This is a genomic window from Telluria sp. Soil_C_11, from assembly GCF_057657395.1.
Genome location: NZ_JBDGIN010000017.1, coordinates 39,194 through 62,837, shown reverse-complemented (window position 1 = coordinate 62,837; position 23,644 = coordinate 39,194). Strand labels below are relative to the sequence as shown.

Below are 23,644 nucleotides of genomic sequence, written 5' to 3'. Positions count from 1 at the left end.
CTTCCCAAAACGGGCGTAACCACGGACACTGGCGCCTTTTGCCAAGTCGTTTGGCGTCCTTATTGCCGCGCGACAAGATAGAATGCGCAGGCATCGAATTACAGAATATTCAGCATGGCCACCAAGAAAACCGCAACCGACTACAGCGAATCATCCATCCGGGTCCTGAAGGGACTGGAACCCGTCAAGCAGCGTCCGGGCATGTACACGCGCACGGAAAACCCGCTGCACATCATCCAGGAAGTGATCGACAACGCCTCGGACGAGGCGCTGGGTGGGCACTGCAAGAACATCGCCGTGACGATGAACGGGGATGGCTCGATCACGGTCGAGGACGACGGCCGCGGCATCCCGGTCGGCATCCACCCCGAGGAAGGCGTCTCGACCGTCGAGATCGTGTTCACGCGCCTGCACGCGGGCGGCAAGTTCGACAAGGGCTCGGGCGGCGCCTACGCGTTCTCGGGCGGCCTGCACGGCGTCGGCGTGTCGGTCACGAACGCGCTGTCGAAGCGCCTCGAGATCACCGTCTGGCGCAAGGACGACCAGGGCAACGGCGTGCACAACCTGGCCTTCGAAGCCGGCGACGTGGTCGAGCCGCTGAGCTCCAGCCCTGCCGAGCGCGGCGGCAAGAAGAACGGCACCCGCGTCACCGCCTGGCCGGACGGCAAGTACTTCGATTCGCCGAACATCCCGATGGCAGAGCTGCAGCGCCTGCTGCGCTCGAAGGCCGTGCTGCTGCCGGGCGTGACCGTCACCCTCACCAACGCCAAGACCGGCGACGTGCAAACCTGGCGCTACGACGAAGGCCTGCGCGGCTACCTGACCGAGGCGCTGTCCCAGACCGTCGGCCAGGGCCAGACCGTGATCCCGCTGTTCGAGGGCGCGCAGTATGCGGCCTCCGGCGATGAAGGCTTTGCCGAAGGCGAAGGCGCGGCCTGGGTCGTGGCCTGGACCGAGGAAGGCGCCGTGGTGCGCGAATCCTACGTCAACCTGATCCCGACCGTCAGCGGCGGCACCCACGAATCCGGCCTGCGCGACGGCCTGTTCGGCGCCGTGAAGAGCTTCGTCGAGATGCACTCGCTGCTGCCCAAGGGCGTCAAGCTGCTGCCGGAAGACGTGTTCGCGCGCGTCTCGTTCGTGCTGTCGGCCAAGGTGCTGGACCCGCAGTTCCAGGGCCAGACCAAGGAGCGCCTGAATTCGCGCGACGCCGTGAAACTGGTCTCGACCTTCACCCGTCCGCCGCTCGAATTGTGGCTGAACCAGCACGTCGACTACGGCAAGAAGCTGGCCGAACTGGTCATCAAGCAGGCGCAATCCCGCCTGCGCTCGCTGCAGAAAGTCGAGAAGAAGAAGTCCTCGGGCGTGGCCGTGTTGCCGGGCAAGCTCACCGATTGCGAATCGACCGACATCACCCGCAACGAACTGTTCCTGGTCGAGGGCGACTCGGCGGGCGGTTCCGCGAAGATGGGCCGCGACAAGGAATTCCAGGCCATCCTGCCGCTGCGCGGCAAGGTGCTGAACACCTGGGAGACCGACCGCGACCGCCTGTTCGCCAACAACGAGATCCACGACATCGCGGTGGCGATCGGCGTCGACCCGCACGGCCCGGACGACAATCCGGACCTGGGCAGCCTGCGCTACGGGAAGATCTGCATCCTGTCGGACGCGGACGTCGACGGCTCGCACATCCAGGTCCTGCTGCTGACCCTGTTCTTCAAGCACTTCCCCGCCCTGTTCAGGAACGGCCACGTGTGCGTCGCGCGTCCGCCGCTGTACCGCGTCGACGTGCCGGCGCGCGGCAAGAAGCCGATCCAGAAGCTGTACGCGCTGGACGACGGCGAATTGCTGGCGATCGAGGACAAGCTGAAGAAGGAAGGCCTGAAGGAAGGCAGCTGGAGCATCTCCCGCTTCAAGGGCCTGGGCGAGATGAACGCCGAACAGCTGTGGGAAACCACGATGAACCCGGACACCCGTCGCCTGCTGCCGGTGGCCTTCGGCGACTACGGCCTGGCCGAATCCTCCGCGCGCTTCAACATGCTGATGGGGAAAGGCGAAGCCGCCGCCCGCCGTGCGTGGCTGGAAGAGCACGGTAACGAAACCGAGGCGGATATCTGATCAAGGACATAGCGCGACGACTCGCCGAACTTGGGTTCCCGCCTGCGCGGGAACGACGGTCTTAAAGCTAACGACGTTTGATACGTCGTCCCCGCGCAGGCGGGGACCCAAGTTTGCGTGAGCAGCTAAAAGCGCCACCAGGAACGAACGACAAAATGACCCAAGCAAGCCTCTTCGAACAACAACACGAGCCGTCCGACGCCGAGACGCTCACCCTCTCCACCTTCGCCGAACGCGCCTACCTCGACTACGCGGTCTCGGTCGTGAAAGGCCGCGCGCTGCCGGACGTGTCCGACGGCCAGAAGCCGGTCCAGCGCCGCATCCTGTACGCGATGCACGAGCTGGGCCTGGGCCCGACCGCCAAGCCGCGCAAATCCGCCGCCGTGGTCGGCGACGTGCTGGGTAAACTCCACCCGCACGGCGACCAGTCCGTGTACGACGCCTTGGTGCGCATGGCCCAGGACTTCTCGCTGCGCTATCCGCTGATCGACGGCCAGGGCAACTTCGGCTCGCGCGACGGCGACGGCGCCGCGGCGATGCGTTACACCGAAGCCCGCCTGACCCCGATGGCGCGCCTGCTGCTCGACGAGATCGACATGGGCACGGTCGACTTCCAGCCGAACTACGACGGCTCGACCGAGGAACCGCGCACGCTGCCGGCGCGCCTGCCGGTGCTGCTGCTGAACGGCGCCTCCGGCATCGCGGTCGGCATGGCCACCGAGATCCCCTCGCACAACCTGCGCGAAGTGGCGCAGTCGGCGGTGGCGATGATCCGCAACCCGAAGATCACCCACGCCGAGCTGATGACCCTGATGCCGGGTCCGGACTACCCGGGCGGCGGCCAGATCATCACCCCTGCCTCGCAGATCGCCGACATGTACGCCTCCGGCCGCGGCTCGCTGAAGGTGCGTGCGCGCTGGAAGATCGAAGAACTGGCGCGCGGCCAGTGGCAGGCGGTCGTGACCGAACTGCCGCCGGGCTGCTCGGCCCAGCGCGTACTGGAAGAGATCGAAGAACTGACCAACCCGAAGATCAAGGTCGGCAAGAAGACCCTGCTGCCCGAGCAGCTGGCGCTGAAGCAGACCATCCTCGGCGCGCTGGATACGGTGCGCGACGAGTCCGGCCGCGAAGCCCCGGTGCGCCTGGTGTTCGAGCCGAAGTCGAAGAACCAGGACCAGACCGAGTTCATGCTGATGCTGCTGGCGCATACCTCGCTGGAGACCTCGGCCCCGCTGAACCTGGTGATGATCGGCGGCGACGGCCGCCCGCGCCAGAAGGGCCTGTCCGAGATCCTGCAGGAGTGGATCGACTACCGCTTCGTGACGGTGCGCCGCCGTACCGAGTTCAGGCTGGGCAAGGTCAACGACCGCATCCACATCCTGGAAGGCCGCGAGACCGTCCTGCTGAACATCGACGAGGTCATCGCCATCATCCGCAATGCGGACGAGCCGAAGGCCGCGCTGATCGAGCGCTTCCGCCTGTCCGAGCGCCAGGCCGAGGACATCCTCGAGATCCGCCTGCGCCAGCTGGCGCGCCTGGAAGCGATCAAGATCCAGCAGGAGCTGGCCGAGCTGCGCGGCGAAAAGGAAAAGCTGGAAGACATCCTGAACAACCCGTCTTCGATGAAGCGCCTGATCATCCGCGAGATCGAAGCCGACGCGAAACAGTTCGGCGACGAGCGCCGGACCCTGATCGAAGAGGCGCAGAAGGCCGTGGCCGAGCAGAAGATCGTCGACGAGCCGGTTACCGTGATCGTGTCCGAGAAGGGCTGGGTGCGCGCGCGCACCGGCATCGGCCACGACCCGGCGCAGTTCACCTTCAAGGCCGGCGACTCGCTCGGCTATACCTTCGAATGCCGCACCGTCGACAACCTGTTGTGCATCGGCGACAACGGCAAGGCCTATTCGGTGCCGGTGGCCGCCCTGCCGGGCGCGCGCGGCGACGGCGTGCCCATCACGACCCTGGTCGACCTGTCGGGCGGCGGCCGGATCCTGTATTACTTCGCCGGCCACGCCGACACCCGCCTGCTGCTGTCGACCTCCGCGGGCTTCGGCTTCATCGCCAAGGCCGGCGACATGGCGACCCGGCTGAAGGGCGGCAAGTCCTTCATCACGCTGGACGACGGCGCCGTGCCGCTGGCGCCGCGCGTGGTGCAGGATAACGCCGGCGCGGTGGCCTGCCTGTCCGAGAAGGGCCGCGTGCTGGTGTTCGGCATCGACGAAATGAAGGTGCTGACCAACGGCGGCCGCGGCGTGACCCTGATGGAACTGGAACCGAAGGAAACCCTGCTGGCGGCCCAGCCGATCAGCCCGAAAGGGGTGAACGTGAGCGGCACCTGGGCCGGCGACAAGCCGCGCACCGTGGAGCTGTTCGGCGTCGGCCTCGAGCCGCATTTCGGCAAACGGGCACGCAAGGGCAAGCCGCTGTCGGCGAAGCTGAAGGCAAAGGACCTGGCGATGCGCACGACCGGCGACGGCACCGCCTGACGCCCGGGCGGTAAAAAGGTGGCGCCCGACGGTACCCCGGCGGGCGCCACTTGAACAGAATGACGCAAGACTGCGGCCCGACGCCTTCTGCTTACGGATCGTGATGAATGCAGCGTTGGGTGCTGGCGACAAGCAGTGCTGCCGGATCAGGCAGGACTGTTGAAAACCAGTCTACGAGACAAGCGCTGCGCTCGCAATAAATGCACCATTACGGTTTAGTAAGATACGGCCCCGCCTTGCGCAAGCGCGCTTCCAGCGTCGCCGCATCGAAGCCGCTGCCGCTGCGCGACCCATCGGCAAAATAGATCGTGGGCGTGCCCTGCACGTGCAGCTTGCGGCCCAGCGCCAGCACCTGCTCGCCGGGCGCGATGCAGCCGGCCGGCGCAGCCGGCGGCGCCTTCGTGTCCAGCATCCACTGCTGCCACGCTTGCGTGCGGTCGGCCGCGCACCAGATGTTCTTCGACTTGGCCGCCGAATCCTCCGACAGGATATTCAACAGGAAGGTGTAGACGGTCACGTTGTCGACGCCGCGCAGGGTCTCGTGCAGCTTGCGGCAGTAAGGGCAGTTCGGATCCTCGAACACCGCCATCACCCGCTCGCCCTTGCCCTTCACGGTCTTGATCGCCATCTCCAGCGGCAGGTCGGCAAAGCGGATCGCCGCCAGCTCGTCGGTGCGCGCGCGCGTGAGATCCTGCAGCGTCCCCAGGTCGACCACCTTGCCGACGAACATGTAACGCGCGCCTGCGTCGGTATAAAAGATATCCCCGCCGGACCGGACCTCGTACAGGCCGCCGTACGGCGTCTTCTCGACCGCATCCACCTTCACGTTGTTGCCCATGCGCGGCTCCACCAGCTTGTGGACCCGCGCCTCGTCCGGCGTTTCGGCATGCGGCTGGGCCGCCGCCGCTGCGGCAATCGTCATCGCCGCCGCCATCGCCGTAATCGTCACTCTCGTTTTCATCGTCTTCATTCCATCCGTCCCTCATGTTCCGGCGCCGGCGGCCAGCCCGTCGATGAGCTGCGCGGCACAGGACCGTGCGTTGTCTTCGCGCCGCTGCGCCAGCATGTCGCCATGCCGGCGCCGCGCCTGCAGTTCGTTCGAATCGACTTCCTCCGAGCCGGCGGGTGCGCGCATCGTGCGCCAGTCCGCCAGCGCGCTGCCGCACGCGGCATCCTCGGCTTCGAACCAGGCATGCGCCACCGCCGTGCCCAGCACCTTTTCGCGCAGCTGCGCGCGCTGCCGCTGCCAGTCTTCCAGCCGGCCGACCTGGGCGGCGTCCAGCGCGCCCTCGCCGAGCGGCGCCAACCGCATTTGCACGCGCAGCGCCCGTTCGGCGTCCAGGTAGCGCAGGTAGTCGCCGACCAGCCCCTCCGCCTGCGCCAGCGCCGGCTGCGCAAGGCGCCGGCGCAGGACGGCGCGCAGCTCGGCGGCGCGGGCATCGCGCCCGCTGCCGCCGGCCTTCAGGAGGTAGGAATCGAACAGCTGGCGCAGCGGCTGGCCGATGGCGAGGCGTCCGCCGGCATCCGTCAGCGACGGCTCGCCCGGCGCCATGCCGAAGGCGCCGTCGCTGGCGCCGGATGCCGGTCCGGCAAGGCGTCCCGGACCGATCGCGCCATCCCAGGCGGACGTGGCGGCCGCCGCCGGCGCCGGCGCAGGCGCAGGCACGGCGGCGCCGTGCAGCCACAGCGCCGCCGTCACCCCGATCGCGACGGCGCCCGCGCAGACCATGCCGAATCCGAGCTTGCTTTCCAGTACGAAGGCCATGGCCTCAGATCTTCTTGCGCAGCGACTGGGCGCTGGGCGCCACCGCGCCCGGCACCATCGGCGCGCCCTCGCCGACCGGCGCGGCGTAACGCACCGCGGCCTTCCACTCGTCGCCGGAGCGCTTCCAGGTATCGACCACGAAGAAGGAATGCGGCGCCGCCCCGTCCGTGAGCGTCCACAGGAAGCTGACCACCATCAGGTCGCCGTACTCGTGCACGGCCATCTGGTCGATCGACGACCTCGACACGGGCACGCGCAGCGATTCGCGGATCGCTTCGGCGCGCGCGGTCGGCACGCCCGGGGCGGCCGCGCTGCGGATCTCGAAGTCGTCCGCCAGCAGGCGGCCGAGCGCTTCGGCGTCGCGCCGCTGCACCGCTTCGAGCCAGGCGTTTTCGAGCTTGCTGAAGGTGAGGACATTGCGTGTCGGCGTCACCGCGCCGCCGCGCCCGTTCGGCGCGACCTGGCCGGCCGCGCAGGCGCCGCCGATCGTGGCCAGCAGGCCGAGGAGAATCAGGAATCGTTTCATAGGTCTCGACAGGAATTGGAAAAGGTGGCGCCCGCCAATGCCGCGGCGGGCGCCACATGGTCAGGATACCGCCGGACTAGCGTCCGACCGTCCCGTTCACGGATAGTGCTGGACGCACTTCTGGGTGCTGGCGATCAGCCAGTTCTGCTGGATCAGGTACTTCATGGTGCCGAAGGTCTGGTTGTACTTGGCGCCGTTCGAAGCCGTCGAGGTGGTGCCGAAGTTCCATGCGCACTTGTCGGCGTTTTCCTTGCCGTCATAGTTCGAGTACCAGGCGTTCAGGTTCGGATCGGTGACGGCTTCCTCCAGCTCGTGGGCCAGCACGCTGGCGGCGCCGTCCGCGCCCGGCGTGTTGTTCGGGCTCGGGCTGGTCGCGCCGCAGGCCGAGGCGCACTGGGTTTCGGCATTGCCGACGAAGGCGTACTTGATGTCCGTGCCGCCCACCGAGGTGTGGTCATGCCAGCCGCAGTACTGGGTGCAGAAGCCCGAGGTCGCGGTGGTCGAGTGGTCGGTCAGCACGACGTAGACGCCGTTCGGGTCGGACGGCAGCTTGCCCGAGGTGATCGCATCCGACACGATCGAAGCGATGTTCGCATCGCTCAGCTGGGTGCCGTAGGTGCCGCTGTTGGTGGTGGTGCCGGCCAGCGTCACGCTGTTCTGCACGTGCACGTTCGAACCGTTGTAGTAGGTCGTGTTGATGTTGAAGTAGGGCGAACCGCCGATATGCTGGCCCAGGTTGGTCAGCACGTTCTGCGATGCGGCATCCCACTGCGAGCCGTACCAGATGTAGTACATATTGGTCGGCGCCACCATCACCGGGCCGCCGTGATAGCTCAGGTTGGTAATGCCGGCGCTGCGCTGCGCGCCGCCCGCCTGGCCACCCGAGGCTTTGGTGGCGACGTTGTCCAGTTCGCCCCAGCCCTTGCCGGTCGGCTTGAACTGGGAATTCGGCGTTTCCTTGACGGTCTGGGCATGGGCAGCGAAAGCACATGCCAGGCCTGCTGCGAGCAGGCTGAGTTTGCGGCTGAATTGCATTTTTTCTCCGTTTCTTTCTTATTGAAATAATGGCGCCCCTGTTGGGACGGTCTCCGACCTTCCGGCCAGGGCTGTTGGCCCGGCCATCACGGTCTATCCAAGCACCAGGCGGAAGTACAGGCGTGCGTCAGCCTGGCGCTCGAATGCCTTGCAAATCCGCCTGCATGAACCAAGGCGGATGCGAATCGGTAAATGACGAGGAACTAGCGCGGCGGCAGCGGAACGTGCGCGCGCGAACGGGACAGAAGAAGGGACCTGCGGTAATGCCAAGCTGGGGAACGCAACACCATACGACTCCTCCTGTTGGACCGGCGACTGAAATGTTAAAAATCCAGTCTACGAGACAACTGATGAGCTCGCAATATGTACAACATTACGGTTTTGTAATGTTATAAAAAACAACGACATCAACCTGATTTGATAAATATCAATGTCATATATCAATAAAACGCCGTAATTTCGCCCATGAGCGAGCAAAAGTCAGTTCGCCTGACATACAGACAATTGTGAAATGGCGGTAAACGGAAAAGCGCCGCCGCGGGTGCGACGGCGCTGAAGTCACGCCGTCTGGACTTGCGTCCAGGCAGGGATTGGGAGGGAATTACTTCGCAGCGTCCTTGTGCGCTTCAGCCATCGCTTCGGCCTTCTTCTCGGCGGCCTTGGCATGTGCCTTGGCCTTGTCGGCGTTGGCGTCCACGATCTTCTTCTGGGCCTTCTCGTCGGCCTTGATCATGGTCTTGTTGGCGTCGTACTGGGCGTCGGCGATCTTCTTCTCGGCCTTGGCGGATGCCTTGGCCTTGTCTTCCGGATCGGCCTTCGTCACTTTTTCGTTGGCGTCAGCGATTTTCTTGTCGGCTTTTGCCTGGGCCTTGGACTTCTTCTCGCTGGCCTTGTTGCTGGCCTTCGAGATCTTCTCGTCCTGCTTCGCGACTTCCTTGGCTTCCTTCTCGTTGGCCTTGGCGATGTCCTTGTCGGCATCGGCGTTGCCGGTCGAGGCGGCGGTGGCGCCGGTCATGCCCGAGGTGCCGCTGGACTGGGTGGTGCCGACGACGGTGGTGCCGGGAGCCTGGGTCATGCCGCGGCTGGCGGCCGGGGTCTGGCTGGTGGCGGTGGTGGCCGGGGCACCGGTCGAGCTGGTGCTCTGGGCCTGGGTCTGGGCATACACCGAGGTGGCGAACAGGCCGGCGATCAGGGTAGCGAGCAGTTTATTCATGGTAAATCTCCTATTCCATATATGGTGAGGCGCTGCGGGCAGCGCCGATAGCTTTTTATTAATTCGAGCTACCAGAATAGGCCTCAGGCTGTATTGACTCTGTTCGCCAGCGCACCTAGCCCGAGGATGGCTTGTGAAAGTTGTGACAGAATTTTTCAGCGGTTCTCGGTATCGCCGCCGGCTGCGCGGTTCGCTGCCTTGCGGTCCGACTTTTCCTTCGCCCTGGCGTATTTCTCGCGGCCTTCCTCGGCCGAATGCTCGGTCTTCATTCGCGCACCGGGCGGCGTCTTCACCCTGGTCCGGTTGGCTTCACGGATCTTGCGCTCGGCCTTGGTGCCGGCCTTGCCACGGCCGCCGGTAGCCTTCGCATCCGCCGCCGTGCTGTTCGGCGCCGTGGTGTTGGTGGCCTGGGCATTCACGCTGTCGGCCTTCTCCGGCGCAACGCCGACCACGGCCGTGCTCTTGCCGGTGACCTGGCCCGCGCTGTTGACGCCGGCAGCCTGCTCGCCGGTGGCGCCATGCGCGCTGCCGGTTGTCGCGCTGCCGTCGGTGTGCAGGCCGGTGCCCGACACGCCGGCGGCGGTCGAGTTATGGCCCGACACCGCCTGCCCGATCGGGGCCGTGCCGGCGCTGCTGCCGGCCTGTTCGCGCGGCTGGGGTTTGGCCTGGGCTTGCGTCGGGGTTTGCGTCTGGGCCTGGGCGGAGACTGCCAGCAGGCCGGCAATGAGGGGGGCGAGGAGTTTGTTCATGATGATTCCCGTTGCTATAGGTATGCAGCGAGAATAGGAGGAGGCGTCCCCGCCATCTGTTCGGCACCGCACCCTATGGCACGATGCCGCCTGAACACTTATTTCGCCGGGCGCGCGTACAGGTCGATGATCTCGCTGATACCGTCCTGGCACACGGGGCAGAACTGCCCGCTGCGGTCGAACATGATGCACTGCATCGCCGGCCGGTAGTAGCCGCTGGCCTCGTAATTGGCGCCCTCGAAGGCGCCGATCGCGTTGCGGTACTGCGCCTTCGAAAACAGCGCATTCGAATGCGCCAGGTCTTCCCTGAACAGCGCGCTCATCTCCGACTCCGGACGGTTCGCCGCCCGCAGCGCCGCGCGCCGCTTCTGGTAGGCGCGCGAGTATTCCTCGTATTCCGCCTTCGGCCACGGGGTCGGCAGCGGCGTGCCCGCATGCACATGCTGCTTCCATTTCAGCCTGGCGGGATCGCGCAGCGCGGTCACGTTCGGCTCCCACGGCTCCATGCGCGCGCCGCTCGACTGGTAAGCGACCGGCGAGGTGTAGTACTCGTCGGCGAGGCCGGCGAAATGGTGGCCGAACTCGTGCACGAACAGGTAATTGGCCCAATCGTTGCTGGCCGCCGCCGTACTGAACTGCCCGAAGATCCCGCCGCCGCCATAGGTGTCGTTGTTGACCAGGATCTCGATGAACTCGTAGGGCGCGTACTGGGCGATGTCGCGCAGCGCACGGTTGTCGAGGGTCAGCACGTAACGCTCGCTGCCGAAAATATCGTAGCGCGTCCCCAGCGTTGATGCGTGGTACACGCCGGTCGAGGGCCGGCTGATGCCCGACTCCTGGGTCGGCACCGCCATCGCCCAGACATTGAAATCATCGGCCCGCTCCTTGAACGGCGACACTTCGAACAGGTGGGCCGACAAACGGCGCGCATCCTGTTCGAATTTCTTCATGTCCTGCTGGGTGTAGCCGTCGCCCAGGATCAGCAGGTCGACCTTGCGCGGCGACGGCCCGCTGACCTTGATCGGGATCGGCCTGGCCGGCGCCGGCGGCTGGCTGCGGACGACGTCCTGGGCGTTGGTGTCGACCTCGACGCTCCACGCCACCGAGAACGCGTTGCGCTCGTCGCGCTTCAGGATGCGCACGGCTACCTTCCGGTCCGGCTTCGGAAAACGCACCGACTCGTGGAACCCGCGGCTGAGCCTGTTCGCCTCTTCGGTGCTCTTCCACTCGCCGAACACGGTCGAAAAATCGCGCGAGTACAGCAGGTCGCCGGTCTTCGCATCCGCCACTTCCAGGCGATTGTTGCCGCGGTTCGTGTTGTCGAAAGGCTGCGACATATCGCCCGGCCAGGGCAGCGGCTCGATCAGCACGCGCTCGATGGCGTATTGCTCGGCGAGGGCGTTGCCGGAGTGGATGTAGTCGAGGCGGACCGTGGCGGGTTGCTGGGCCTGGGCGGCGCCGGCGGCGAGCGAGAGCCCAACAGCCAGCAGACGAATCGGGATCGAGAACATGGACGTCCTTGAAAATGGATTGCCGGGATTGTAATACTTTTGTGGTCTTGATTTGCGGCTTTGCATCGTTTGACGCTAGATAAAAGCATTCGGGAAAAGTGGCAGGACGATGGCTCCTTCACTCGTCACCCGGAGACGCCATGCAGCAGCGATCGCAGCTTCAGCCAAAAGATTCTCGAAACTTCTTCATGCTTCCCCAAGCTCCTGAAGAGTCAGGTTATTACGTCTACGGAACGCCCGGCAAAGGCGCATTTCAATACGCCCATCCTTCAATGATGACGGTGCTCCTCTGGGTCGAGCGGGAATGGGCAGCGATCGATACCCGCAAATTCGGCATCGGAAATATCAGCAAGGCCGGAGGTATCGAAAACGAACACGCATCCCATATGGACGGTCGCCAGGTAGACATCCGTGCGATTCGCAAGGACGGCCTCCAGGTTCCGGTTACGTGGCATGACTCCGACTACGAATCACTTTCACGTGGAGCTTTGATGAAGAAACTGCTATCCATGGCCGGCATCTGTATCCTGACCGTCGCCTATGCGGGCAACGAGAGGGCCGATTGGTCGGAAAACTATCGACCTCTCGACGCCGACTATCTGATTTATTCGGGTGAACCGGGTGAACGCGCTGCCCCGACGAAGAGGGATCGCAAGATTGCTATTGTCGTCAAGGGCGATCCCGCAAAGGCGATTTTTGATTCTCTTTACCCCGATGCCAAGGGTGTGAGCTGCACGACCGAAAAAGGCGAGCGCTTGAGAAGGAAGGGCGATGTGTGGTGTTCGTTTCGGCCCAGTAACGGCTACAGGTGTTTCATGGGCTTCGATCTCCGGACAGGCCAGCCCCACTCCGGCGCGAGTTGCTGACGGATCGCCCGGCCCATCCTTTGCATGCCGCTGAAGCGCCTCAAGGCTGCTTGTACTGGTAAATCGGCCGCCGGATCAGGATCGGCCGGATATCGAGGCGCACGTTGTAGATCGAGTAGGAGTCGAGCGAGGCCGATTCGTAGCCGACGCTGTCGGAGGTGCGGGTAAAGCGGAATTCGAAGCCGAGGTCGGGCTGCACGCCGTTCGGGCTGCCGAGCGTGATGCCGATGGCTTCCGGCTGGTCGCTGTCGATCAGCTTGCTCATCAGGTCGACCACCGTGGTATTGCCGAGGATGTCTGCCGTGAACAGGGGTTCGCGGTAATACGGGCGCGAGGGATCGAGCTTGCCGTCGGCTTTTTGCTCCGACGGCGTGAATTCACGGGTGGCGATGTTGAAGCGGTCGCCGTTGTCGAGGTAGCTGACCCGCACATTGCTGACGTTGAAGGCGCCCTCGCGCGCACTGGCGTCGGCCAGGTCGAGCACCAGCGCGCCCTTGTAGCCGATTACCTCGACGTCGCGGTTGGGCAGGACCACCATGGCGGTGTCCTCGTCGACGCCCAGGCCCAGCTTGTAGCCCTTGGCCAGCATCGCCGGCAGCATGCGCGCGAAGCGGCCGCGCACCAGCAGGTGCTGGTCGACGAAGACGTCGTCGCCGATGAAACCCAGGCCGTCGGTGATTTCCTTGCCGTCCTCGACGCCCAGCTTGAGCGTGGCCAGCACCGTGCGCGGGCGGCCGAACATGGTGCTGCTCATGATGGCGGCGCCGGCGCTGGTGCCGGCGATCACGCCGCCGCGCCGGTACATGTCCCACAAGGCATCGAGCACGCGGGTGTTGCTGCCGTCCTCGTGGCGCAGCGCGCTCGTGATGCGGCTCTGGTCGCCGCCGGCGAAGAAGGCGCCGCCGGCGGAGCGCACCAGCTCGGCCAGCTTGGGGTCGTCGGCGGCGGCATGGTAATCGCTGCCGACCAGCTTCACGGCCACCGGCACGAAGAAGGCCTTCGCGCCATAGCTGTTGAGGCGGTCGACCAGGCTCTTGCCGGATTTTTCGGGATAGCCCGATGCGGAGGCGAAGACGGCGATGCGCGCATCCTTGCCGCCGGCCAGTTGCAACACGCGTTCCCAGACCGGCGCGTTACCGGGGCGCAGGTTGCCGCCGATGATGACCAGCGATCCCTTGGGCGGGGCATTGGGAGCAGTGGTGTTCGCCTCCTCAGCCGAGGCGAACTGGGCGCTGGCGAGCGCCAGCAAGACAAGGACGACTCGCAGTGCAATCCGCAACATGGGCTCCTCTTACAATCTTGACCGATGGAACAATCGTAAGCCTGATTGCAGAGGACCGGCGCCGTGTTGAGCCGAGTCAGGTCAGATAAATGTTCGGGGAGTAACGCTCCATGATGGTCTCGGGACGCTGCGGCGCCGTGAATCCGAACTTGGCGTACAGGCTGTGCGAGTCGGTGGTATTCAGCGTGAAACGGCGCAATCCCTGCAGGCTCGGATGGCCCATGACGATGCGGAGCAGCTGCTTGGCATAGCCGCGCCCGCGGTATTCGGGAATCACGAAGACGTCGCACAGATGGGCGAACGTGGCGTAGTCGGTGACCACGCGCGCGAAGGCGACCTGGCGGCCATCGAGGTAGCCGCCGAAGCACAGCGAGTTTTCGATCGCGCTCTCGACCACGGGGCGCGAGATGCCGACGGCCCAGGTAGAGTTTTCGCTGAGGTAGCGATAAATCATCGGGACGTCCAGGCGCGTGCGATCGGTGCTGACCTGGAAACTGGAGTCGTTGGTGGTCGGAATCATGGGCGGCGCAGCTCGTCAGATCTGGTAAAAAAACCAATTCTAGCGCCGTTCGCGGCGCCAGGGCCGATTGCGCCAATCGTGCGCCGCCCGCTCCCTCAGTGACTGCCCAGGTAGCGTTCCGGCAGAGGCAGGCGCTCATCCTCGGCACGCCACAGCACGTTCACGATCCACCAGCGCTTGCCGTCGTTGTAGAGCTGGATGCTGTTGATGCCGCGCTGGAAAGGCTTGGCATCGCCGGCCGCATGGCGCGATTCGTAGGTGCTGAACACGTGCACGATCTGCCCGAAGGCCTCGGTCGTGCGCGCCGCTTCGCGCTCGAAAAAGCCCATCGTGGCGAACGCCTTGGTATTGCGGCCGATGTAGTCCTCGACGCCCATGCCGCGCAGGACGAAGCTGCCGTCGGGACGCGCGCCGACCGCCATCAGGCGCCCTTCCGGCGCGAACAGCGAACGCATGCGGTCCCAGTCGCGCGGCTTGCCGGCCGGGCCGGAAATCACGTCGTACAGCGCGGCGACGATGCCGTCGACACTCTGGACGTCGGCGGGGCGGGCCTGGTAGCTGGATGCCGGTGCGGCGGCGGCGGGTGCGGCAGGTGCGGCGGGTACGGCAGGAGCTGCCGGTGCCGCCACCGCTGCCGGCGCCGCAGGGGCTGCCGGGCTGGGCGTCGTCTGCGCCCTGGCGCTGTAAATGCCGCCGATGGCCACCGCTATCGCCACCAGCACCAATGTCGAACGCTTCATGCCTGTCTCCTTATCAAATTAACAGGCACATCATCCCGCATTTCTTTCCTAAAGTCATCTTTGGAGAAGGCTTGCGGTGCACAGTTTATAATCAGGGATCCAAGGAACTCCCACACCCCTCCTCCATCATGACCGCACAACTGTCCAAAAAAGCGGAAGCCTGGTCGGCCCGCTTCTCCGAACCCGTCTCCGACCTCGTCAAGCGCTATACCGCCTCGGTATTCTTCGACAAGCGCCTGGCCCTGTTCGACATCCAGGGCTCGCTGGCCCACGCCGAGATGCTGGCCGCCCAAGGCATCATCAGCGCCCAGGACCGCGCCGACATCGAGCGCGGCATGGCCCAGATCCGCAGCGAGATCGAAGCCGGCCAGTTCGAGTGGCTGCTCGACCTGGAGGACGTGCACCTGAACATCGAAAAGCGCCTGACCGAACTGGTCGGCGACGCCGGCAAACGCCTGCATACCGGACGCTCGCGCAACGACCAGGTAGCCACCGACATCCGCCTGTACATGCGCGCCGCCATCGACGACATCCTCGCCCTGCTGAAGGGCCTGCGCGGCGCCCTGACCGACCTGGCCGAACGTCACGCCGACACCATCATGCCAGGCTTTACCCACCTGCAGGTGGCGCAGCCGGTGACCTTCGGCCACCACCTGCTGGCCTATGTCGAGATGTTCGGCCGCGATGCCGAGCGCATGCAGGACACGCGCCGCCGCGTGAACCGCCTGCCGCTGGGTGCCGCCGCCCTGGCGGGCACCACCTTCCCGATCGACCGCCTACGCGTGGCGCAAACCCTGGGCTTCGAGGACGTGTGCCACAACTCGCTCGATGCTGTGTCTGATCGCGATTTCGCGATCGAGTTCACGGCAGCCGCATCGGTATTGATGATGCACATCTCGCGCATGTCGGAAGAGCTGGTGACCTGGATGAGCCCGCGCGTCGGCTTCATCGACATCGCCGACCGCTTCTGCACCGGCTCGTCGATCATGCCGCAGAAGAAGAACCCGGACGTGCCGGAACTGGCGCGCGGCAAGACCGGCCGCGTCTACGGCCACCTGATGGGCCTGCTGACCCTGATGAAGGGCCAGCCGCTGGCCTACAACAAGGACAACCAGGAAGACAAGGAACCGCTGTTCGACACCGTCGATACGGTGCTCGATACCCTGCGCATCTTCACCGACATGGCCTCGGGCATCACCGTGAAGGCCGAGAACATGCGCGCCGCCGCCCTGCAGGGCTATGCCACCGCGACCGACCTGGCCGACTACCTGGTCAAGAAGGGCCTGCCCTTCCGCGACGCCCACGAAGCCGTCGCGCATGCCGTGCGCGCCTGCGACGACGCCGGCTGCGACCTGTCCGAGATGGCGCTGGATCGCCTGAAAGAGTTTTCGCCGCTGATCGAGCAGGACGTGTTTGCCGTACTGACGCTGGAAGGGTCGGTGGCCGCGCGCGACCACGTCGGCGGCACCGCGCCGGACCAGGTGCGCAAGGCCATCGCGCGCGTGCGCGGGCAATTGGCTGACTAAGCGTAACGCGTGGGCACGGTGTGCCCACGCTACGTAAAATTCTCCGTGAGTAGTCGTCACGGAGAATGACATGCATCGCTATGAAAACCTGGGCGGCGAATCGGGCGTGGTCGCCTACGACATCGACGCCGGCCAGATCATCGTCCAGCTCAGGAACGGCGAGCGCTACCTCTACACCGAGGACAGCGCCGGCGCCGCCAACATCGCCAAAATGCAGGCGCTGGCGAAGGCCGGACGCGGCCTGTCCACCTTCATCAGCCAGCACGTGCACGACCGCTACGAGCGCAAAGTGAACTCCGGCCGGCTCTACTAGCCGCGCCATCCACAGGAACACCACCAGTGACCCAGACTCCCCGAACCGATCTGCCCCAGCGCGCCTTCGCCGCCTTCCTGTTCGACATGGACGGCACCATCCTCACCTCGATCAAGGCCGCCGAGCGGGTCTGGGGCCGGTGGGCCAAGGGCCACGGGCTCGACGTCGAAGCCTTCCTGCCGACCATCCATGGCAAGCGCACCGAGGAAACCATCCGCGCGCTCGAGCTGCCGGGCGTCGATCCGGTGCGCGAAGCCGCCTTCATCACGCGCGCCGAGATCGAGGACGTGGCCGGCATCGAAGCCATCAAGGGCTGCGCCGGTTTCCTGGCCGGCCTGCCGCGCGGGCGCTGGGCCATCGTCACCTCGGCGCCGCGCCTGCTGGCCGAAGCGCGCATCGCCGCCGCCGGCCTGCCGATCCCGGAGGTGCTGGTGGCCGCCGAAGACGTCGAACGCGGCAAGCCGGCCCCCGATCCCTTCCTGCTGGGCGCGCGCAGGCTGGGCGTGGCGCCCGCCGACTGCCTGGTGTTCGAGGATACGCTGGCCGGGCTGGCGTCCGCCGCGGCGGCCGGCATGGCCAGCATCGTCGTGACCACGACCCACGCCCATCCGCTGGAGACCGATGTCACCGCCGTGCTCGACTACGAAGACTTGCTCGCCGTACCGTCGCAGGATGGGCTGCGTGTAACTTATCGGTGACTTTTTGAGAATTCAAGGTTACACTGCCATTTCCATAACTCATCAGGAGCAGGAAATGGCCGAGCAAGCGAATTCGATCGACACCGCCGCACGCGCTGCGCACCGTCAGTTGCTGGCGGTGCTGGGGCTGCTGCTCCTGTTGGGCATGGCGGCCCTGCTGAGCCTTGGCCAGGGCGCCGCGGCGCAGGCCGGCGGCGCCTTGTGGAAAGCGCTGCCGCCGATCCTCGTCATCGCGGTGGCGGCCCTGCACCGCATGCAGCGGCGGATGGACGCCCGCGCGCTGGAGGCCGTGCGCAGGGACGAACTGCGCCAGGCCAGCCTGTCGCGCGCCTGGCGCAACGGGTTCTTTGCGGTGCTGGTACTGCAGCCGGCGCTGGCCCTGGGCCTGGGCTGGAGCGGCGCCGGACAAGGCGTCGCGCTGATGGCGGCGGGTACCGTCACCCTTGGCGCGGCGACCGTGCTGGCCAGCCTGCTCTGGTACGACCGCTGAAGGAAGCGATGAGCGAGCACCTGAGCACCACGATGAAGATCCAGCGCGCCCGCCTCGACCTCACGCAGGCCGAGCTGGCCGAGCGCGCCGGCGTCACCCGCAAGTCCGTGAACGCGATCGAGGCCGGGCACATGGTGCCCTCCACCATCCTCGCGCTCAAGCTGGCGAAGGTACTGGGAGTGACGGTGGAGGAGCTGTTCGCTATCGAGGTTCGTCCGGACTGACGACGCCATCCTGCTCGCCGTGGTCGGCGCGGTAGACGCGCGGCTCCAGCGTCTCGGTCTCGACCGGCACCGGCGGCACCGGTTCGGCGCCGTCGCCATGCGCGCCCGCATGGGCCTGCGCCGCCCGTTTCGGATACGGCGTGCCGTCGCGGTGGGTATAGCTGTCGGTGCTGCCGTCGTACAGCAGGTCGATGTCGGGGTAGCTCGCCTTGTCTTCCTCGAAGCGCGAACCGACCGCCAGGAACAGCGCCGTGCCCCAGCCGCGGTTCACCAGGTGATGGCCGTTCGGCCGCCCGGCCGGGAAGGCGGCGCAGTCGCCGGCGCGCATCAGGGTCTCGCCTTCGTCGGTGATGAGCGTCACTTCGCCGGACACGACCATCACGAACTCGTCCTCGTGCGAATGCCAGTGGCGCTGCGACGAGGCGGCGCCAGGCTGGAGTTCCACCAGGTTGACGCCGAACTGGGTGATGCCGCCGGCGTCCCCCAGCGCCTGCCGGCTGCGCCCGTTGACGGCTTCGGCGAAGGGTTCGGGATAACCGGTGCCGGTCAGTACGGGGATACTGCTCAGGTCTAGCCTCATGGGCGCTCCTTGTTGAAGGTTTTGGACAAACGACAGTGTATAGTAGCCAAAAAGCCGAAAGCACCACGCATGTCCACGCAACCGAACAGCCAGCAAGCCGCCATCCTGCAGTCTCCCAACAAGGTCAAGCTGATCGATGCCGTGGCCGGCGCCGGCAAGACCACCACGCTGGCGATGGAAGCGCGCCAGGCCTGCGCCGACGGGCTGTCCGGACGCGCCATCCTGGCCCTGTGCTTCTCGCGCGGCGCGCGCCTGCGCTTCCATGAAAAGCTGAACGAAGAAGCGGGGGACGACAGCGGCGTCTTCGTGATGACGGTGGAAGACTTCGCGCGCCAGCTGATCGAGGACCTGGCGGAACGGGGCCGCATCAGCCGGCCGGTCGTCCACCAGGACGTGGAAGGCATCCGCGGCGAACTGGTCGCCGCCGCCGACCGCGTCTGGCAACGCTACCAGGAACAGGGCATCCGCAGCGACTTCAATTTCGGCCTCGACGAAAACAACCAGCACCTGGACGACATCGCGCGCCGCCTGGCCCAGTTGAAGGCCGCGCTCGAGACCGGCGAGTTCGCGCCGAAGGATAGCGAGTCGCACGACGACGACGCGAACGACGATGACGATGCCGACTACGACGAAAGCTTTGATGCCGACCTGGCCGGCCAGCCCGATCCGGTGGCCGACATCATCCGCGAGTACGAAGCGCAGCGCCATCCCTATCCGGAAGAATTCCGCTGGCAGGGCCCGAACGACGCGGTCGCCGACCTGGTCTACCTGCTGCAGCGCCAGCCGACCCTGGCCCAGGAACTGCGCCGCTGGTCGCTGTACCTGGTCGACGAATGGCATGACGTGAACGCCGCCGAATTCGAACTGCTGGCGCGGCTGCGGCGCGGCGCGCGCCTGGTGGTGGCCGGCGACAAGGACCAGACCATCAACCGCGACCGCGGCGCCGACCCGGTCTTCTCCGGCCAGCGCTTCGCGGACGCCTACCGCGCGGACGGCAAGCGCTTCCCGCTGGGGATGTCCTACCGCTTCGGCCAGGCCCCCGCGCAGCTTGCCGACGGCCTGACCCACAACGGCTGCGAAGGCCGCCCGGACCGCGACACCATCGTGCGCCGCGTGGCCTACGACCCGTCGCAGCCGGGCGCCTGCGCGCAGCTGGTGGCCGACACCATCCGCACCGCCCTGCAGAAGGGCCGGCCCAAGCCGACCAACCGCGATTTCGCCGTCGTGCTGCGCGACGTCGACCAGAGCATCGAGATCGAGACCGCGCTGATGGAAGCGAAGATCCCGTACAAGTGCGACGGCTTCGAGACCTTCCTGCTGCTGCCGGAGATCCTGCTGCTGCGCGGGATCCTGCACTACGTCAGCAACGATTACTCCTCCCTGCGCGGCCATGCCGACACCTGCGTGCAGATGGTGCTGGCGCTGTCGCGCTACTTCTACCTGACGCGCGATCCGAAGCACTGGAAGCTGGAGTGGGCCGAACGCAGGTCGGTGCTGGGCTATGCGCAGGACGAGGTGAAGCGCACGCCGGAAGTGCTGAAGAGCTTCTTCGACGGCGCCCTGCTGCGCGAGACGGAGTTCGACAGCCCGCAGGCGCGCCAGTCGAAGAACCTGGTCCGGCCCGTGATCGCCCGCATGGCCTCTCTGGCCGGCTCCGCGACTGCCTTCGAACTGCTGGCCATGTTGCGCGACGAAGTCGACCTGCACGACGCCACCAGCCGCGCCTTCGTCAGCCGCGACCGGGTCGCCTCGGCGCGCCGCTCGATCGACGCCTTCCTGCGCTTTGCCGCAAGCCACGGCCAGGTGCCGGCCGCGGAATTCCTGGCCACGCTGGTCCGGATGGAGAACGATGTCGCGCTGGTGCGCAGGTCGAAGAATGCCAACAGCATCGGCACCCGGCGCAGCCTGGTGCGGGTCACGACCATCCAGGCCGCCAAGGGGCGCGAATGGCCATATGTGCTGATGCCCTTCCTGGCGCAGGACGAATTCATGCGCAGCCGGGATGCGACCAACGAGGTGCGGCACCTGTATGTGGGGCTGACGCGGGTGATGAAGGAGCTGGTGCTGTTCGAGCCGGATGAGGGGTCGGCGGGAAAACGGTTGGCGTACTTGCAGCGTTAGCAGATGCACGTCGTCCCCGCGCAGGCGGGGATCCAAGTTCTACTGGCGCAACTGGAACGCGTGCAACTTGGGTCCCCGCCTGCGCGGGGACGACAGGGGTCAGCCGCGCTTCTGCACCAGCGTCAAAATGTCATAGCTGGCCACCAGCTCGTCATGCTGGTTGGTGACCTGCACGTCCCACGCCACCACGCCCTGGCCGCGTCCCTGTTCGTCGGTACGGTTGCGGTCGACCTTGCGCTTGCAGGTGAGGCGCGCGCGGATCGTGTCGCCGATCGCCACCGGCGCCACGAAGCGCAGGTTGTCCAGGCCGTAGTTGGCCAGCACCGGACCCGGCGCCGGCGACACGAACAGGCCGGCCGCCGCCGACAGCACGAAGTAGCCGTGGGCGATGCGCTTGCCGAACTGGGTGTCCTTCGCCGCGATCTCGTCGAAGTGCATGTAGAAGTAGTCGCCGGACACGCCGCCGAAGTTGACGATGTCCGCCTCGCTCACGGTGCGGCGGTGGGTCAGCAGCGAGTGGCCGATCTCCAGGTCTTCGAACCAGCGGCGGAACGGGTGGACCTCGCTTTCCTTCACTTCGGCGCCGCGCACGTACTCGCCGGTCACCGCCGTCAGCATGGTCGGCGAGCCCTGCACCGCGGCGCGCTGCAGGAAGTGCTTCACCGCGCGGATGCCGCCCAGCTCTTCGCCGCCGCCGGCGCGGCCCGGGCCGCCGTGCTTCAGCTGCGGCAGCGGCGAGCCATGGCCGGTCGAGTCCACGCTGGCGACGCGGTCGAGGATGTGGACACGGCCGTGCGAAGCCGCCGCCACCGGCACCGCGTGCGCGGCGATGGCCGGGTCCTTCGTCACCAGGGTCGTCACCAGGCTGCCCTTGCCGCGCGCGGCAAGGTGCAGGGCTTCGTCGATGTCGCGGTAGGTCATCATGGTGCTGACCGGGCCGAAGGCCTCGACGTCGTGGACGGCGTCGTTGCTCATGCCGTTGCGGCACAGGATCAGGGTCGGCGAGAAGAAGGCGCCATTGCCGCAGCCTTCACCCACCGGCTTGAAGCCGTCGCGGGCGCTGAACAGGACTTCGTTGCCGCGCGCGAGCATCTCGACTCTTTCCGAGACGTCGCGGTGCTGGTCCATCGAGGCCAGCGCGCCCATGCGCACGCCCTCGACCTTCGGGTTGCCGACCACGATCTTCGCCAGGCGCGCGCGCAGGCGCTCGCCGACCGCGTCGACATGCTGCTCGGGCACGATAATGCGGCGGATCGCCGTGCACTTCTGGCCGGCCTTGCCGGTCATCTCGCGTGCGACTTCCTTCACGAACAGGTCGAACTCTTCGTCATCGGGCGTGACGTCCGGCGCCAGGATCGCGCAGTTGAGCGAGTCGGCTTCCGCCGTGAAGGGCACGGCTTCGCGGATCAGGTTGGCGTTGGCGCGCAGCCTGGCGGCCGTATCCGCCGAACCGGTGAAGGTGACGGCGTCGAAGCCGCCCAGGCGGTCCAGCAGGTCACCGGTGCTGCCGATGACGAGCTGCAGGCTGCCCTCCGGCACCAGGCCGGATTCCATCATCATCTTCACAGTCGCATGCGTGAGATAGCTGGTGGCGGTGGCCGGCTTGACGATGCAGGGCATGGCGGCAAGGAAGCTGGGCGCGAATTTTTCCAGCATGCCCCAGATCGGGAAGTTGAAGGCGTTGATGTGCACCGCCACGCCACCGCGCGGCACCAGGATGTGGGTGCCGGCAAAGCCGCCGCGCTTGCCCAGCGCCATGGCCGGGCCTTCATGCAGTACGTTCGAGGACGGCAGCTCGCGCGAGCCCATGCTGGCATAGGCGAACAGGGTGCCGATGCCGCCTTCCACGTCGACCCAGCTGTCCGGCCGGGTGGCGCCGGTCAGGTGCGAGATCTCGTACAGCTCTTCCTTGCGCTCCATGAGGTACAGCGCCAGGGCCTTCAGGCGCTGGGCGCGCTTCTGGAAATCCAGCGCCATCAGCTCGCGCACGCCTTGCTTGCGGGCGTAGGTGAGCGCTTCGTCGAAGTCGATTTTTTCAGCGTGGGTGTGGTAGATCAGCTGGTTGTCCAGGGCGCTGTGCAGGGCCTGGTGGGCCTGCTGGCCTTGCCAGCGGCCGGCGATGTAGCTTTGCAGGGTTGATGGGGTCATTTGTTCTGTCTCCTTCGGTCAGTTTTGTCTAACGTCGGTGTTTTCGAATTCTGATGCTTTCCTTGGGTCCCCGCCTGCGCGGGGACGACGCTAACTCGTCGTTCCCGCGAAGGCGGGAATCCAAGTTCTTATGCATTCAAGCGGCTATTTTTTCGGCCTGTGCGGCTCATCGAACACCATCCGCCCCCGCCCCGGCTCGACCTCCGTAAAGGCCTCCACCTCACGCAGGGACTTCATCGACCGCAGCGCCAGGTCGTGGTACTGCCGCGTCCCATAACTCTTCCACGCGAGCTCCTCGTCCGTGACCTCGCGCATCACGCGCGCGGGCGCGCCCAGCACCAGGCTGCGCGGCGGGATCGCCATGCCGGCCTTCACGAAAGCCGCAGCGCCGACGATCGATTCCGCGCCCACCACGGCCTTGTCCATCACCACCGCATTCATGCCGACCATGGCATTGCGCCCGACCCGGCAGCCGTGCAGCACGGCGCCGTGGCCGATGTGGCCGTCCACCTCGACCACCGTGTCGTCTTCCGGGAAGCCGTGCATCACGCAAGTGTCCTGCACGTTCGCGCCCTCTTCCAGGATCAGGCGGCCGAAGTCGCCGCGCAGCGAGGCCAGCGGGCCGACGTAACAGCGCGGGCCGACGATCACGTCGCCGATCAGCACCGCGGTCGGGTGCACGTAGGCGGTCGGATGCACCACCGGGCGGATGCCGTCGATTTCGTAGACTGGCATC

22 protein-coding genes are annotated in these 23,644 nt (G+C 66.2%); 9 read left to right on the top strand and 13 right to left on the bottom strand.

Features of this window, described 5'->3' with window-relative positions; all coding sequences use genetic code 11:
* Positions 1–114 precede the first annotated feature (114 nt).
* Both AC3A6M_RS21050 and parC read left to right on the top strand, forming a co-directional pair.
* Positions 115–2,115 (top strand): DNA topoisomerase IV subunit B, encoded by a 2,001-nt coding sequence (locus tag AC3A6M_RS21050; RefSeq protein WP_487854668.1) that lies wholly within the window; start codon positions 115–117, stop codon positions 2,113–2,115.
* Positions 2,116–2,270: 155 nt separating this feature from the next.
* A complete protein-coding gene (gene parC / locus AC3A6M_RS21045; RefSeq protein ID WP_487854667.1) occupies positions 2,271–4,601 on the top strand; it encodes a DNA topoisomerase IV subunit A in 2,331 nt (776 codons plus the stop codon).
* Positions 4,602–4,809: 208 nt separating this feature from the next.
* Here parC and AC3A6M_RS21040 read toward each other — a convergent pair whose 3' ends face one another.
* The 7 genes from AC3A6M_RS21040 to AC3A6M_RS21010 form a co-directional block, all read right to left on the bottom strand.
* Complete coding sequence (locus AC3A6M_RS21040) at positions 4,810–5,571, bottom strand: DsbC family protein (protein ID WP_487854666.1); 762 nt, start codon at positions 5,569–5,571, stop codon at positions 4,810–4,812.
* Between the two features lie 12 nt (positions 5,572–5,583).
* Positions 5,584–6,366: a hypothetical protein gene (locus tag AC3A6M_RS21035; RefSeq protein WP_487854665.1), complete on the bottom strand. Its 783-nt coding sequence runs from the start codon at positions 6,364–6,366 to the stop codon at positions 5,584–5,586.
* 4 nt (positions 6,367–6,370) lie between these two features.
* On the bottom strand, positions 6,371–6,892 hold the full coding sequence (locus AC3A6M_RS21030) for a nuclear transport factor 2 family protein (RefSeq protein ID WP_487854664.1): 522 nt from the start codon (positions 6,890–6,892) through the stop codon (positions 6,371–6,373).
* Between the two features lie 96 nt (positions 6,893–6,988).
* Positions 6,989–7,927 carry a hypothetical protein gene (locus tag AC3A6M_RS21025; protein ID WP_487854663.1) on the bottom strand — a complete coding sequence of 313 codons (939 nt, stop codon included), beginning with the start codon at positions 7,925–7,927 and terminating at the stop codon, positions 6,989–6,991.
* A 601-nt stretch (positions 7,928–8,528) separates the two neighbouring features.
* Entirely contained in the window at positions 8,529–9,140 is a 612-nt protein-coding gene (locus AC3A6M_RS21020) for a hypothetical protein (RefSeq protein ID WP_487854662.1), read from the bottom strand.
* Between the two features lie 155 nt (positions 9,141–9,295).
* Entirely contained in the window at positions 9,296–9,889 is a 594-nt protein-coding gene (locus tag AC3A6M_RS21015; RefSeq protein WP_487854661.1) for a hypothetical protein, read from the bottom strand.
* Between the two features lie 98 nt (positions 9,890–9,987).
* Positions 9,988–11,400 carry an IgA Peptidase M64 gene (locus AC3A6M_RS21010; protein WP_487854660.1) on the bottom strand — a complete coding sequence of 471 codons (1,413 nt, stop codon included), beginning with the start codon at positions 11,398–11,400 and terminating at the stop codon, positions 9,988–9,990.
* Positions 11,401–11,540: 140 nt separating this feature from the next.
* Here AC3A6M_RS21010 and AC3A6M_RS21005 point away from each other — a divergent pair, with 140 nt between their 5' ends.
* Positions 11,541–12,266 (top strand): hypothetical protein, encoded by a 726-nt coding sequence (locus AC3A6M_RS21005; protein ID WP_487854659.1) that lies wholly within the window; start codon positions 11,541–11,543, stop codon positions 12,264–12,266.
* Between the two features lie 40 nt (positions 12,267–12,306).
* On the opposite strand, the gene AC3A6M_RS21000 is transcribed toward AC3A6M_RS21005, so the two are convergent.
* From AC3A6M_RS21000 to AC3A6M_RS20990, 3 genes are all read right to left on the bottom strand, one after another.
* Positions 12,307–13,548, bottom strand: coding sequence for a cyanophycinase (locus tag AC3A6M_RS21000; RefSeq protein WP_487854658.1), 1,242 nt, complete (start codon positions 13,546–13,548; stop codon positions 12,307–12,309).
* A 76-nt stretch (positions 13,549–13,624) separates the two neighbouring features.
* Positions 13,625–14,068 (bottom strand): GNAT family N-acetyltransferase, encoded by a 444-nt coding sequence (locus AC3A6M_RS20995; protein ID WP_487854657.1) that lies wholly within the window; start codon positions 14,066–14,068, stop codon positions 13,625–13,627.
* Positions 14,069–14,163: 95 nt separating this feature from the next.
* Entirely contained in the window at positions 14,164–14,808 is a 645-nt protein-coding gene (locus AC3A6M_RS20990; protein WP_487854656.1) for a hypothetical protein, read from the bottom strand.
* Positions 14,809–14,936: 128 nt separating this feature from the next.
* On the opposite strand from AC3A6M_RS20990, the gene argH reads away from it, so the two are divergent.
* From argH to AC3A6M_RS20965, 5 genes are all read left to right on the top strand, one after another.
* Positions 14,937–16,334, top strand: coding sequence for an argininosuccinate lyase (gene argH, locus AC3A6M_RS20985; RefSeq protein WP_487854655.1), 1,398 nt, complete (start codon positions 14,937–14,939; stop codon positions 16,332–16,334).
* A gap of 70 nt (positions 16,335–16,404) precedes the next feature.
* Positions 16,405–16,647 (top strand): hypothetical protein, encoded by a 243-nt coding sequence (locus AC3A6M_RS20980; RefSeq protein WP_487854654.1) that lies wholly within the window; start codon positions 16,405–16,407, stop codon positions 16,645–16,647.
* Positions 16,648–16,673: 26 nt separating this feature from the next.
* Positions 16,674–17,345 carry an HAD-IA family hydrolase gene (locus AC3A6M_RS20975; RefSeq protein WP_487854653.1) on the top strand — a complete coding sequence of 224 codons (672 nt, stop codon included), beginning with the start codon at positions 16,674–16,676 and terminating at the stop codon, positions 17,343–17,345.
* Between the two features lie 55 nt (positions 17,346–17,400).
* Positions 17,401–17,835, top strand: coding sequence for a hypothetical protein (locus AC3A6M_RS20970; RefSeq protein WP_487854652.1), 435 nt, complete (start codon positions 17,401–17,403; stop codon positions 17,833–17,835).
* An 8-nt stretch (positions 17,836–17,843) separates the two neighbouring features.
* Positions 17,844–18,059, top strand: a complete 216-nt coding sequence (locus AC3A6M_RS20965; protein WP_487854651.1) for a helix-turn-helix transcriptional regulator — start codon at positions 17,844–17,846, stop codon at positions 18,057–18,059.
* On the opposite strand, the gene AC3A6M_RS20960 is transcribed toward AC3A6M_RS20965, so the two are convergent.
* Positions 18,037–18,639, bottom strand: a complete 603-nt coding sequence (locus AC3A6M_RS20960) for a cupin domain-containing protein (RefSeq protein WP_487854650.1) — start codon at positions 18,637–18,639, stop codon at positions 18,037–18,039. The genes AC3A6M_RS20965 and AC3A6M_RS20960 overlap by 23 nt on opposite strands.
* Positions 18,640–18,708: 69 nt before the next feature.
* Between AC3A6M_RS20960 and AC3A6M_RS20955 the strand changes: the two genes are divergently transcribed.
* Positions 18,709–20,760 (top strand): UvrD-helicase domain-containing protein, encoded by a 2,052-nt coding sequence (locus AC3A6M_RS20955; protein ID WP_487854649.1) that lies wholly within the window; start codon positions 18,709–18,711, stop codon positions 20,758–20,760.
* 99 nt (positions 20,761–20,859) lie between these two features.
* Here AC3A6M_RS20955 and paaZ read toward each other — a convergent pair whose 3' ends face one another.
* Both paaZ and paaY read right to left on the bottom strand, forming a co-directional pair.
* A complete protein-coding gene (gene paaZ, locus AC3A6M_RS20950; protein WP_487854648.1) occupies positions 20,860–22,908 on the bottom strand; it encodes a phenylacetic acid degradation bifunctional protein PaaZ in 2,049 nt (682 codons plus the stop codon).
* A 144-nt stretch (positions 22,909–23,052) separates the two neighbouring features.
* Positions 23,053–23,643, bottom strand: coding sequence for a phenylacetic acid degradation protein PaaY (paaY, locus tag AC3A6M_RS20945; RefSeq protein ID WP_487854647.1), 591 nt, complete (start codon positions 23,641–23,643; stop codon positions 23,053–23,055).
* Position 23,644 lies beyond the last annotated feature (1 nt).